The following is a 12,985-nucleotide window of genomic DNA, read 5'->3' on the forward strand; positions in this document are numbered from 1 at the left end:
TTCCACTGCGCCGCCTTCGCGTGAGTCTACTCCGCCGGCACGGTCCGCGCCGGGCGCAGGCGCGCCAGGACCTGACGGCGCAGGCCGGCGATGTCGAAGATCCAGACCAGGGCGCCGTAGAGAACCATCCCGGACGGGACCAGCACGGCCAGGGCGGTGGCGGGCGGCAGCTGCCGGAAGGGGGCGAGGGCGAGCCCCATCGCCGCGCAGGCGAGCGCGGCGACGCCGATCTCGCCCCAGGGCAGCGCGATGCGCCCCGGGCCGGTGAGGGCGCGCCAGCCGAGCCACGTTCCGGCGGCGGCGAGGCCCGCGGTCTGCGCCACCGCGACGCCGAGCCCGCCCATCCGGTCCGGGAGGACCAGCAGGCCGGCGCCGTTCACCGCGAGGCCGACCAGGGCGGCGGCGACCACCGGCAGGGTCTTGCGGCGGATCTGGAAGACCGGGTTGAGGGCGTAGAACATCATCGCGAGGCAGAACAGGCCCGGCATCAGCACGGTGCTGTAGGTCTCGAACGGTCCGCGATAGGCGTCCGGCACCACCAGGCCCTGGAGGGCCGGCAGCACCGCCCAGAAGCCGACCGCGCAGGGTGCCAGCAGGGCGAACACGGTGCCGGCATTGGCGGCGACCTGCGCCTCTGCGGCGGCGCGGCCGCTCTGCTCCTCGGCCTGCACGGCGAACTGGAACAGCAGCAGGTCGAGGGCGGTGCCCAGCGTCATCAGCGAGCGCGAGGTGACGTCGGCCGCCAGGGCGAAGTAGCCGGCCTCGGCGAAGCCGGCATGGCCCGCGATGGCGCCGCGATTGACGAAGGCGAGGCACTGGTAGGCGGTGTTGGCGGCGATCAGCGGCAGGCCGTAGCGCGCGAAGACCCGCCAGGTCGTCGACAGGCGCGGCCGCTCGAGGGGCGTGCGCGGGTCGCGCAGGGGGTGGCGCAGCACCGCCACCGCGAGGAGCTGGCTGAGCCCCGCCGCCGCCAGCACCCAGGCCGGCTGGGGCAGCCACCACGCCGCCGCGGCCATCATGGCGAAGGACAGGACGTTCTTCACCGCCACGAGGCCGAGATAGAGCTTGCCGTCGAACCGCGCCCGGGCGAGGGCCGCGTGGTAGTCGAACACGCCGATGCCCAGGGCCGCGAGGCCGGTGCCGCACAGGACCGCCTCGCGCCCGTCGGCGCCGCCGGCGAAGCCGAAGGCCCCGCACAGGGCCGCGGCGGCCAGGAGCAGCGCGCCGATGCGCAGGTAGGCCCGGTCGAGCCCGTGGCGGATCCACGGCTCGTCGACGCGCACGCGCCCCGAGTAGAACCGCGTCGCCGACAGGCGCAGCCACTCGAACAGCACCGTGTTCAGCACGATGGCGCCGGTGGTCGCGAGGGCGAACCGGCCGAAATCCGCCGGCCCCAGCAGCTTGGCGATCAGCAGGCCGAGGACGAAGTTGAGCCCCGCATTGATGACGAAGGCGACGATCACGGCCATGGACGGCGACTCATGCGCGGCGGGATTGCCCCCGCCCGTTGCGTACGCTGTAGCGCGCGAGCCGTAAGACTCCCCTAAACGGGCGAGATCGGGGCGGAGACCCGCGCGGCTCCCGGCACCGTCCGGTCACGCGGCCCGGACGGTGTCGAGGAAGCGCGCGACCTCGGCCGCGAGCGTCTCGGACTGGCGCGACAGCGCGGACGCCGCCGCGAGCACCGCGTTGGCCGCCCGGCCGGTCTCCTCGGCGGCCCCGGCGACGCCGAGGATCGTGCGGGTCACCGCGCCGGTGCCGACGGCCGCCTCCCCGATGTTGCGGACGATCTCCCGGGTGGCCGATCCCTGCTCCTCCACCGCCGCCGCGATCGCGCTCGCCACGCCGCTGATCTCCTGGATCCGCCCCGTGATCGCGCCGATCGCCGCGACGGCCCCGCCGGTCACGCCCTGGATGCCGGCGATCTGGCCCGCGATCTCCTCGGTCGCCCGGGCGGTCTGCGCGGCCAGGGCCTTCACCTCGCCGGCGACGACCGCGAAGCCATGACCCGCCTCGCCGGCCCGGGCGGCCTCGATCGTGGCGTTCAGCGCCAGCAGGTTGGTCTGCCCGGCGATCGCCGCGATCAGCCCGATCACGTCGCCGATCCGCGCGACCGCGTCGCTCAGGTCCCGGACCATCGCGCCGGTCTGCCCCGCTTCCGCGACGGCCCCCTGGGCGAGCCGGGTCGATCCCTCGACCTGCCGGCCGATCTCCTCCACGGAGGCGCCGAGCTCCTCGGCCGCAGCCGCCACGGTGCCGACGTTGGTGGCGGCCTCCTCGGCGGCGGCCGCCACGGTGCTGGACTGGCTGGCGGTCTCGGTCGCGGTGGCCGTCATGGTCTGGGCCGTGCCCTGCAGCGCGGTGGCCGCGTCCGAGACCTGGGCGATGATGCCGCCGACCGTCCGCTCGAAGCGCTCGGCCATCGCCCGCAGGTCGGACCGGCGCCGTGCCTCCGCCGCCTGACGCGCCTCGGCGGCCTCGGATTCGAGCTGGCGGCCGCGGATGAGGTTGTCCTTGAACACCTGGACGGCCCGCGCCATGGCGCCGATCTCGTTGCGGTAGGTGCGCGCCGGGACCGTGACGGAGGCGTCCCCGTCGGCCAGCGCCCCCATCGTGGCGGTCAGCACCCGGAGCGGGCGCAGCACGCCGCCGAACAGGGTCCACAGGCCGAGGGCCACCAGCAGGATCACCGCCAGCAGCGCCGCCCCGCTGCGCGCGACGTCGCCCCGCGCGTCCTCGGCGAGGGCCTCGGCGCGCGCCACCATCGCGTCGAGGGCCGCGTCGCAGAGGGCCACGAGGGAGCGCTGGTTCACCGTGTTGCGGTCGCGCAGCTCCGCGAAGGTGTGGCGCGGGGGCGCGTGCGTGCTGAGCGCGTCGAAGACCGCCCGCGCGATGGCCTCGGTGTCGCCCTCGAAATTGGCGGCCTTCGCCCGCTCGTACGCGGCCCGCACCGTCTCCGAGACGTCGACCGCTGCCTCGGTGGTGCGGCGCCACGCGGACAGAAGCTCGGTCCGCTCCGCCGCCGCCGCGACCGTCTCGGGCAGGGACCACGCCGTGCCGGCGACCAGCGAGGCCTGTACCCGGACCGCAACGTTGCCGCTGGCGACGCGCGTCTCCCAGGCCGCCTGCTTGAGGCCGAGATAGCGCTGCAGCACCGGATCGGACCGGGGAATGGCCGCGTCGACCGCCTTCAGCGTGGCCGTCAGCGCCTCGAGCAGGTCCTGGAAGGCGGCCATCGCGGCGTCCCGCAGCGCCGGGTCACGCCGGGCCAGCGGCAGCCCGAGGGCCGCGTCGATGCGGGGACGCAGGTCCGCCATCGCCGCCTGCGCGGTGCTCAGGCGCTCGAGCGTCGCGCTGACCGCCGGCTCTGCCAGATCGCCCAGGCTGCGCCGGGCCCGGCCGTAATGCTCGGTCAGCGCCTGCCGGCTCCCCGCGATGGTCGACAGGGTCTTCGCGTCCGCCGGCGCCTCACCCCCGAGGGCGAGGGTCGATCCGCGCTCGAGCCGCAGCGGCAGGATCGTCCGGAGGAGGCCCTGGCTCGCCTGCGTCAGGGTCAGGGCTCTCGCGGCGCCCGCCGCCCGCGCCCGCGCGTCGACGAGTGTCCGCACCGCGTTGCCCAGCGCCATGCAGGCCATGATGACGATCACCAGGCACAGCAAAGTCCGGATCGAGAAGCGTCCCAGCCAGCGAGTCATCGGTGAGATCTCATGTCCCGCGATGCTCTGTCTTAGAACGTAAGGTTTTGTCAGGCAATCGACCGAAATTCTTCGACAGAAATACGGATTTATAAGTCGACGATGGACCGAATTGTGAAGTAATATGAGACAAATACCGGAATTGGCGAGGATTGTCGGGAATTGGGCCGCATTCTCGCGTGACGATATCGGCGCGGTCGCCGGCCGCGCGGCGGGCTTGTGCCGGTCCGTGGCGCGGCGCGAGGGACCAGGTATCCTGCGGGCGCACTCCCGAAGAGCCGCAGGTTCAGCGCTGTCGGCCTGCCGGTGCCCCCGCGATGACGGAGTGTGGCGCGAGGACGCGCCTGGCCGGATCTCGCTATCGCCGGGACGGTGTGCGGGCCAGCCGGCGGCTGGGCGGCGGTCCGCGCGGCAGTCCGCGCGGCGACTACAGCGCGCGCTCGTAGCGCCACGCCTCCATCCCGTCCTCGTAATAGTCCGGCCGCACGGCGAAGCGGGTGTAACCCCGGCGCTCGTAGAGGCGGATGCCGGCGCCGTTGTCGGCGCGCACCTCCAGCCGGAGCCGGTCGCAGCCCTCGGCGCGGGCGCGGGCCTCCGCGGCGTCGAGGAGACGGCCGCCGAGGCCGAGGCCGCCGCGATTCGGCGCCACCGCGATCGAGGCCAGCCGGGCGATCCGGCTGCCGCGCCGCCGCTCCAGCACCGCGGCGCCGACGAGCACCGGAACGGGATCCCGGTCCGGCGGGTCGATCAGGGCCGCCAGCACGTCCATGGAGAGCGAGCGGATCGCGTGGCGGATCGCCCGGCGCTCGGCCCGGTCGGTGGCGAAGGCGGCGTGCTCCAGGGCGACGAGGGCGTCGAGATCGGCGAGCGTGGCGGTGCGAATCGTCGGCTCGGGGAGACCGTCGCCGACCGGGCTGCGCAAGGGGGCGCTCATGACCGGGCGCTCACAGGGAGGCGCTCACGCCCGCGCCGTCGCGGTGAATCTGGTCGGCCCGGCCATCGCTCGCTCGCCTGAGTACTCTGCCCCGTCCGGTCAGATGCCCGCTTCCGCCCCGCTTGGGAAGCCCGCACGGCCCCGTCGACGCGGTCGGGGCGCGTCGTCGATGCGTCGTTTTTGCAACGGAGCGCGCGGGGTGTGGATTGCGGGCGGAAAAGCGGGCGTTCCGGGGCGGTTTCCCCTTGTCGCGCGGGTCCCGTCTCCGTATATGCGCCGTGCCCAATTTCGCACGTGCCTGTGGCCGCGTGTCGGTTGGTGGGCATCCGGTCAACTGCCGGACAGCCGCCAGGGGTCTTAAAGGATCGATGGTCGCAAGGGTGGATCCCTACGGCCGGCATCCAGGTGGCAACACCGGACCCCGACAACAACCGGCAGCCGGAGGCGAAACCGGCGAACCCCGCTCTCCACGGGGGACGCAGCTTAAAGCAACGACGAACGGGCTTTTTTGGTCTCGTCGGCCCTCCACAGGCCGGCACCGAAGAGGCTTGTTTCTCTTTGCCCGGCGTGCGGTGGGGGTCCTCCCTTCCAATCCACGGCAGCTTCCGGGTGCTCTGCGCCCGCTCCGACGCACGCGTCTCCAAAGCGCGTGGGTCCGCGCGACGCATCGCCCCCTGACGCCGGCGGCCCGTTCGGGCCGTCATCTTCGACAGCGCGCCCCGCGTAGGGCGCTCGCGAACCCGTGCCGGGAGACGACCATGACCGACCGCATCCGTGACTTCCTGCGCGTGCGCCGCGACCTCGGTCAGGACGAGGGCCCCGTGATGGTCCTCGACCTCGACGTCGTGCGCGACAACTACACCGCCTTCGCGCGCTCCCTGCCGGACACCCGCGTGTTCTACGCCGTGAAGGCGAACCCGGCCCCCGAGGTGCTGCGCCTGCTCGCCGAGATGGGCTCCTGCTTCGACACCGCCTCGGTGGCCGAGATGGAGATGGTGCTGGCCGCCGGCGCCACCGCCGACCGGATCTCCTTCGGCAACACCATCAAGAAGGAGCGCTGCATCGGCCGCGCCCTGAAGCTCGGCATCCGCCTGTTCGCGGTCGATTGCCAGGCCGAGGTCGAGAAGATCGCACGGGCCACCGACGCGCTGGGCGTGCCGGCGGGCGAGGTGCGGGTGTTCTGCCGCATCCTGTGCGACGGCGCGGGCGCCGACTGGCCGCTCTCCCGCAAGTTCGGCTGCGTGCCCGAGATGGCCGCGGACGTGCTGGAGCACGCCCACCGCCAGGGGCTCGAGGCCTACGGCATCTCGTTCCACGTCGGCTCTCAGCAGGGCAACACCGAGGCCTGGGACGGGGCGCTCGGCTCCGCGGCGGCGATCTTCCGCGAGTGCGCGGAGCGCGGCATCGGCCTCTCGATGGTCAATCTCGGCGGCGGCTTCCCGACCAAGTACCTCAAGGCGGTGCCGGGCGTGGAGAGCTACGGCGAGGCGATCTTCCGGGGCCTGACCAAGCATTTCGGCAACCAGATCCCCGAGACGATCATCGAGCCGGGCCGCGGCATGGTCGGCAATGCCGGCCTGATCGAGGCCGAGGTCGTGCTCGTGTCGAAGAAGTCCGCCGAGGCCGACGAGGTCCGATGGGTCTACCTCGACATCGGCAAGTTCGGGGGGCTCGCCGAGACCATGGACGAGGCGATCCGCTACCCGATCCGCACTGCGCGGGACGGGGAGGCGACCGAGCCCTGCGTCATCGCCGGCCCGACCTGCGACTCGGTGGACGTGCTCTACGAGCGGCAGCTCTACCCGCTGCCGGTCTCGCTCTCGATCGGCGACAAGGTGCTGATCGAGGGGGCGGGCGCCTACACCACGACCTACGCGGCGGTGGCCTTCAACGGCTTCCCGCCCCTTCAGCAGATCGTCATCTGATCCTTCCTAGGATCAGGACGGGTTCCGGCTGAGGGACGCAGGCTCCTCCGTCCTCGCGAGCGGAGCGGAGCGATCCAGGGACGCGGGACGCCTTCCGACGTTTCGCTGCCCTGGGTCACGTCGCTTCGCTCGTGATGACGGGGAGGGCGACCCTGCCGGACGCTGACGTCCACCACCGCGTCGACCGAGGGCGTCCGGCTCTCGGTCACAGACAATCGCTTCTCCCGCTCGCCGGCCCGGGGAGGGCACAGCCATGATCGAGATCCGCGCGGAGCATCTCCACGACGTCCCGGCGCGCGAGCGCCTGCTCGACGCGTGCTTTCCCGGCAATCGACGCGCCAAGACCTCGGAGCGCCTGCGCGAGGGCCGCCTGCCGGCCCGCGGCCTCGCCTTCGCGGCGACCCGGGCGGGGCGGCTCGTCGGCACCCTGCGGCTGTGGCACGTCGAGGCCGGGCTCGGCCGCCCGGCGCTGCTGCTCGGCCCGCTCGCCGTCGATCCGGCGATCCAGGGCCAGGGGCTCGGCTCGGTGATGATGCAGGCGGCCCTCGGCCGGGCGGAATCCCTCGGCCACGGCGCCGTGCTGCTGGTCGGCGACGCGCCCTACTACGCGCGCTTCGGCTTCGACCGGGCGCTCGCGGAGGGCCTGACCCTGCCGGGGCCGTTCGAGCGCGCGCGCTTCCTCGGTCTCGAGCTGCGCGCGGGCGCGCTGGCGGGCGCCGAGGGGATGGTCCGGGCGACCGGCGTGCCGGCGCCGGTGGGCGCGGTGGCCAACGAGGCGGGGGTGGCGCGACGACGCGCCGCCTGAACGGGGCTTCGGCGCTCCGCCGATCTGAGGCGACGAACCGTCTTCGCGAGCGGAGCGAAGCAAGCCTGGGTCGCGCCCCGTTCAATGACGTCGCGCTGCCCTGGGTCGCTTCGCTGCGCTCGCGATGACGGCGTGCAGAGCCGGTATGCTCCGTGGGGCGGCCGCATCGACCGCCTTGGCCAGCCCCATGCATTGCGCACGCCGCCCGCGATCCCGCATAGACGGTCCGCCGGCCTCCCGGAGAAGGTTGCTCGACCGATGCAGATCGCCACGCCCTACCTGATGTTCCTGGGCGACGTGCCCGACACGCTGGCGGCCAAGACCGCCTACGGGATCAAGGACTGGCGCCCCGAATGGTGCGTCGGCCAGATGCGCCTGCCGGGCTGCGCCGCCGATCTCGGCATCCCCGACATGACCCTGCCCGAGGCCCTGGCGAAGGGCTGCCGGACCCTGGTGATCGGCGTCGTCAACGCCGGCGGCGTCCTGCCGGACCACTGGGTCAAGGAGATCGTCGCGGCGATCGAGGCCGGGCTCGACGTGGCGAGCGGCCTGCACGTGAAGCTCGGCGCGGTCCCGGCCATCGCGGAGGCCGCCGCCCGCCGCGGCCGCCAGCTCCACGACGTCCGCCACACCGACGAGCGCTTCCCCACCGGCAAGGGCACCAAGCGGGCCGGGCGGCGCTTGCTCACCGTCGGCACCGACTGCTCGGTCGGCAAGAAGTACACCGTGCTGGCCCTGGAGCGCGGCATGCGCGAGCGCGGCCTCGACGCCGATTTCCGCGCCACGGGCCAGACCGGCGTGTTCATCTCCGGCCGGGGCGTCGCCATCGACGCCGTCGTGGCCGACTTCATCTCCGGCGCCGTCGAGACGATCTCGCCCGAGGCCGAGCCGAACCACTGGGACCTGATCGAGGGTCAGGGCTCGCTCTACCACCCGTCCTTCGCGGGCGTGAGCCTCGGCCTGCTCCACGGCGCGCAGGCCGACGCCTTCGTGGTCTGCCACGAGCCGACCCGCACCAACATGCGCGGCGTGAAGCACCCGCTTCCGACCATCCGGCAGGTGATCGACCTCACCGTGCAGCTCGGCAGCCTGACCAATCCGGGAATCAAGCCGGTCGGCATCGCGGTGAACACCCAGGCGCTCGCCGAGGGCGAGGCCCGGGCGCTCCTCGACGCGCTCGGCTCCGAGCACGGCCTGCCCGCCACCGACCCGGTGCGCTTCGGCGTCGACGGGCTGGTCGACCGGATCGTCGCCGACTTCCCGGCGATCTGATACCGCTTCCCTGTGCCGGCTCTCACTCCGTCCCCGTGAGCCGAGCGAAGCGATCCAGCAGCGCCATGCCAACCGGCCGCTCGCTGCCCTGGGTCACTTCGCTCCGCCCGTGATGACGGAGCGGGCTGCATCGACCGCAGGCCTGAACCGGAGACCCTACGACATGGCCCGCCGCCTGACCCTCGCCGTCGAGCGCTTCCCGATCGCCGGCGCCTTCACGATCTCCCGCGGCAGCCGCACCGAGATCGCCGTCGTAGTGGCGACGATCGCGGACGGCGACGCGGTCGGGCGCGGCGAGTGCGTGCCCTATCCGCGCTACGGGGAGAGCGTCGAGAGCGTCAGCGCCCTGATCGAGGGCCAGGCGGAGGCGATCGCGGCCGGGATCGGGCGGGACGCGCTCATGACCCGCATGAAGGCGGGCGCCGCGCGCAACGCCCTCGATTGCGCGCTGTTCGACCTCGAGGCGAAGCGGCAGGGCCGTCCCGCCTGGGAGATCGCGGGTCTCGCCGAGCCCCGGCCGGCCATCACCGCCTACACGCTGAGCCTCGGCACGCCGGAGAGCATGGCGGAGGCCGCCCGCAAGGCCGCCCACCGGCCGCTGCTCAAGGTCAAGCTCGGCGGGGACGGCGATCCGGAGCGCATCGCCGCGGTGCGGGCCGGCGCGCCGGAATCGCGGCTGATCGTCGACGCCAACGAGGCGTGGCGGCCCGAGAACGTGGAGGCCAACCTCGCGGCCTGCCTGCGAGCGGGCGTCGCGCTGATCGAGCAGCCGCTGCCGGCCGACGCCGACGCCCTGCTCGCCGAGATCCCCCACCCGGTGCCGGTCTGCGCCGACGAGAGCCTTCACGACCGCGCCGGCCTCGACGCGCTGGCCGGGCGCTACGACGCGATCAACATCAAGCTCGACAAGACCGGCGGCCTGACCGAGGCGGTGCTCCTCGCCCGCGAGGCGCGGGCCCGGGGGCTCTCGATCATGGTCGGCTGCATGCTCGGCACCTCGCTGGGCATGGCGCCGGCGGCCCTGCTCGCCAACGACGCGGAGTTCGTCGACCTCGACGGGCCGTTGCTGCTGGCCCGGGACCGTGACCCGCCGCTGCGCTACGAGGGCAGCCTGATGCACCCGCCGATGCCGGACCTCTGGGGCTAGGGCCCGCGGCGGGGCGGTTGTCGTCCGCGGTCCCGAGAGGGTCCCGCGCGATGTCCCGGAGGCGCCACCCTGTGGAGATCCCGGGTGCGGAGGATAGGGATCGCCCCGCCTGTCACCGGCAGGGCCTCACAAAGGGTTTGGGATTAGGTATACCAGAAGGCTTGCCTTCCGCTCGCCCGGCTGCCATCCATCGCACGTGCGCTTGGGGCCGTGGCGTGGACGCGCTGTTCCCAGCAGCCAGACAACACACAGCAAGTCTCAATGCTGGGGAGGACCGACGTGGCCAAGAACATCCTGATCCTGGGGGCCTCCTACGGCTCGCTCCTGGGCACCAAGCTCCTAATGGCCGGTCACAACGTGACCCTGGTGTGCCGGCGGAAGACCGCGGACCTGATCAACCGCGAGGGGACCGAGGTCCGCATCAAGCTGCGCGACGAGAAGGAGCACCGCGCGATTCACTCGCGCGATCTGCCCGGCAAGGTCGACGCGATGCCGCCGGAGGACGTCGACGTGTCGCGCTACGACCTCGTCGGCCTCGCCATGCAGGAGCCGCAGTACAACAACCACACGATCCGCGTCCTCATGATCAAGATCGCGGCGGCGAAGCTGCCGTGCCTGTCGATCATGAACATGCCGCCGCTGCCCTACCTCAAGCGGATCCCGGCGCTCGCCGCCATGGACCTCGAGGACGCCTACACCAATGCCGGCGTGTGGGACCGGTTCGAGCCGGGTCTGGTGTCGCTCTGCTCCCCCGATCCGCAGGCCTTCCGGCCGCCGGAGGAGGAGGCGAACGTCCTCCACGTCGGCCTGCCGACGAACTTCAAGGCCGCGACCTTCGCGGACGAGGCCCATAACCGGCTGCTCCGGGAGCTGGAGGCCGACATCGACGCCGTGCGCCTCGACGGGCACGACGTGCCGGTGAAGCTCAAGGTGTTCGACTCGCTGTTCGTGCCGCTGGCCAAGTGGTCGATGCTGCTCACCGGCAATTACCGCTGCATCACCCCGGGCGAGCCGCAATCCATCCACGACGCCGTCCACGGCGACCTGGCGCGCTCGCGGGCGATCTACGACCACGTCGACGGTATCGCCCGGAAGCTCGGCGCCGACCCGGCCGATCAGGTGCCGTTCGAGAAGTACGCCAAGGCCGCCGAGAGCCTGCTGAAGCCGTCCTCGGCCGCGCGGGCCGTGGCGAACGGCGCGCCCTACATCGAGCGGGTCGACCTGCTGGTGAAGCTCATCTCGCACCAGCTCGGCGAGCCGAACGCCGAGATCGACCGCACCGTCGAGACCGTCGACCGCAAGCTCGACGAGCGCATCATCGAGGGCTGACGGGCGCTGCCCTCGCTTCGCTCCGTCATCACGAGCGGAGCGAAGTGACCCGGGGCGGCGCGCCATCGGTCGGCGTGGCGCCGCTGGATTGCGTCGCTGCGCCCGCAAAGACGGTGGCGAGGGCTCCAACCGGAAACGGTATCACTCCGCCAGATCCAGAAAATGCCGCCCCTGGCGGTCGTCGATCTCGACGATCCAGAGATCGGAATCGAACCGGATCTCCTTGGTCAGGCGCTCCTCCACGTCGAGCGGGCTGCCGCCGGTGACGATCGCGGCGAAGCGGCGGTCGCCGCTCTCCTCGGCCTCGAACAGCGCTTGCGGCGCCGGTCCGTAGAGGTCGGCGCTGCCGTCGAGCCGATCGACCTTCACGAAGATCGCGCCCGCCTCCGCGGATCCGCGCCGGCGCAGCACCGCCGGGATGCCCGCGACGTCCAGGCGCCGCAGATGGGCCGAGACCCAGAAATCGGAGCGCAGGCGCATGCGTCTGTAGCCCTGTGAATCGCGCGGCCCGCGCCGCGGGCGGGCGATCCGGCGCGGCGGTCTGCCCCTGAAACCCGGCCGGTTGTGAGCGGCGCAAGCCCCGCCATGCGTGAAAGCGCCGGCACGGGCAAGCGCGGATGCGCGACGCCGCACCTCTAGAGCAAACGACTCAGCGCGGCGAATAATCCGTCAAAAAATCCAGTATTCTTCGGGATTAAAAAAAAACTGAACGATGTGCGGCAGCGCACATCTATAGTATTTTCTGCTGCCTAACTGAGCAAAGGGCGCCCGAATTCGCATGCCACGATGATTTGAGGAGCAATCCGATGCGGAGAATGACCTCGCTCGCGACGCTGATCGTCGCCTGCCTGTGCTTTGCTGTGCCGTCGGCCCACGCCCGTCCGGAGACGCTCATGGATTTACTGGGCCACCGCGACTCCGCGTCCTGCCCGCGCTACCAGCGGACGCCGAGCGATGCCTGCAACATCGTCGTGCACCGGCCCGGCGGTAATCCCACGCAGGACATGACCGGATCGATCGGCCACGCGAAGTCCTGGCAGGCCAATGGCGGCCCGCGCTGCAAGACGATCTGCCGGTTCACCGGCACGCAGTACTGAGGGACGCGCTCTCACGACGACCGGCACCCGCACCGCTTCCGCGGAGCGGGCGCCGCTTCCGTCCCGCTAGCCGTGGCCCGCCCGCGCCATCAGCTCGCGCAGGGTCCGGCCCGTCGCCTCTCCAGTCACCGGCAGCTTGGCGCCGCGCTCGAACTTCTCGATCGCCGCGCGGGTGCCGGGGCCCATCGCGCCGTCGGGCTTCACCGCGTAGCCGAGCTTCGACAGCGCCTTCTGGGCGCGCAGCACCGGATCGCCGTCCTTCTCGGACTTTGCCGCCTTGGCGTCCGTCTCCTTCGCGGCCGGCTTGGCGGCCGGCCGAACCGGCGACGCCTTCGGGGTGACCGAGGCGGTGGTCTCCTCGGACCGGATCAGCTCGCCGATCGCGTCCCGGGCCGCCGGCTTGGCGGGGACCGGCGCGGCGGCGCGGTCGGCCTCGATGACCCGCACCGGATCCCGCGCGGGTTCCCGGAGGGCCTCCCTGGCGGCCGGCGCCGCCTCGCGGGGGGCGGGCGCCTTCTGGGCGAGCTTCGGCAGGATCGGCGCCGGGTGGCGCCCGGTCTGGTAGCCGAGGGCGTTGACGCAGACGAAGCCCGCCGCGCCGAGGGCGACGAGGCTGCCGAGAACGGCGCCCGGGCTGGTCCGGCAGGTGGCGCCCGTCGCCTTCAGCGCGCCGACGAGGACGGCGCGCCAGTCGCCCTGGACCGCGGGGTGGCGCGGCGCGGCGCGGCGCGCGCGGCCGGGTTCGCCCGGTACGGTGATCTCGCGGTAGCCTGACATCATG

General features: G+C 72.6%; 11 protein-coding genes. 6 read left to right on the forward strand and 5 right to left on the reverse strand.

Annotated elements, in window-relative coordinates; genetic code table 11:
* Positions 1-26: 26 nt before the first annotated feature.
* From LXM90_RS03645 to LXM90_RS03655, 3 genes are all read right to left on the reverse strand, one after another.
* Positions 27-1,469, reverse strand: coding sequence for a polysaccharide biosynthesis C-terminal domain-containing protein (locus LXM90_RS03645; protein WP_020091149.1), 1,443 nt, complete (start codon positions 1,467-1,469; stop codon positions 27-29).
* A gap of 126 nt (positions 1,470-1,595) precedes the next feature.
* A complete protein-coding gene (locus tag LXM90_RS03650) occupies positions 1,596-3,695 on the reverse strand; it encodes a methyl-accepting chemotaxis protein (RefSeq protein WP_026604622.1) in 2,100 nt (699 codons plus the stop codon).
* A gap of 427 nt (positions 3,696-4,122) precedes the next feature.
* On the reverse strand, positions 4,123-4,629 hold the full coding sequence (locus LXM90_RS03655; RefSeq protein WP_042672356.1) for a GNAT family N-acetyltransferase: 507 nt from the start codon (positions 4,627-4,629) through the stop codon (positions 4,123-4,125).
* Between the two features lie 758 nt (positions 4,630-5,387).
* Here LXM90_RS03655 and LXM90_RS03660 point away from each other — a divergent pair.
* The 5 genes from LXM90_RS03660 (at position 5,388) to LXM90_RS03680 (ending at position 11,107) form a co-directional block, all read left to right on the forward strand.
* A complete protein-coding gene (locus LXM90_RS03660) occupies positions 5,388-6,554 on the forward strand; it encodes a type III PLP-dependent enzyme (protein ID WP_020091146.1) in 1,167 nt (388 codons plus the stop codon).
* Between the two features lie 253 nt (positions 6,555-6,807).
* Positions 6,808-7,359 (forward strand): GNAT family N-acetyltransferase, encoded by a 552-nt coding sequence (locus LXM90_RS03665; protein WP_020091145.1) that lies wholly within the window; start codon positions 6,808-6,810, stop codon positions 7,357-7,359.
* 258 nt (positions 7,360-7,617) lie between these two features.
* Positions 7,618-8,631: an N-acetyltransferase DgcN gene (dgcN, locus tag LXM90_RS03670; protein WP_020091144.1), complete on the forward strand. Its 1,014-nt coding sequence runs from the start codon at positions 7,618-7,620 to the stop codon at positions 8,629-8,631.
* A gap of 163 nt (positions 8,632-8,794) precedes the next feature.
* The gene (dgcA, locus tag LXM90_RS03675; protein WP_020091143.1) at positions 8,795-9,778 is read left to right on the forward strand and encodes an N-acetyl-D-Glu racemase DgcA; all 984 of its coding nucleotides are present in this window, start codon (positions 8,795-8,797) and stop codon (positions 9,776-9,778) included.
* Positions 9,779-10,057: 279 nt separating this feature from the next.
* Positions 10,058-11,107: a ketopantoate reductase family protein gene (locus tag LXM90_RS03680; protein ID WP_026604621.1), complete on the forward strand. Its 1,050-nt coding sequence runs from the start codon at positions 10,058-10,060 to the stop codon at positions 11,105-11,107.
* A 141-nt stretch (positions 11,108-11,248) separates the two neighbouring features.
* Here LXM90_RS03680 and LXM90_RS03685 read toward each other — a convergent pair whose 3' ends face one another.
* Positions 11,249-11,587 carry a DUF1491 family protein gene (locus LXM90_RS03685; RefSeq protein ID WP_020091141.1) on the reverse strand — a complete coding sequence of 113 codons (339 nt, stop codon included), beginning with the start codon at positions 11,585-11,587 and terminating at the stop codon, positions 11,249-11,251.
* A gap of 326 nt (positions 11,588-11,913) precedes the next feature.
* Here LXM90_RS03685 and LXM90_RS03690 point away from each other — a divergent pair, with 326 nt between their 5' ends.
* Positions 11,914-12,204 (forward strand): hypothetical protein, encoded by a 291-nt coding sequence (locus tag LXM90_RS03690; protein WP_026604620.1) that lies wholly within the window; start codon positions 11,914-11,916, stop codon positions 12,202-12,204.
* A 66-nt stretch (positions 12,205-12,270) separates the two neighbouring features.
* Here the strand turns inward: LXM90_RS03690 and LXM90_RS03695 are convergent, their stop codons facing one another.
* Positions 12,271-12,981, reverse strand: a complete 711-nt coding sequence (locus tag LXM90_RS03695) for a peptidoglycan-binding domain-containing protein (RefSeq protein WP_026604619.1) — start codon at positions 12,979-12,981, stop codon at positions 12,271-12,273.
* Positions 12,982-12,985: the final 4 nt, after the last annotated feature.

The sequence above is a fragment of the Methylobacterium oryzae genome (assembly GCF_021398735.1).
In the GTDB taxonomy this organism is placed as follows: Bacteria; Pseudomonadota; Alphaproteobacteria; order Rhizobiales; family Beijerinckiaceae; genus Methylobacterium.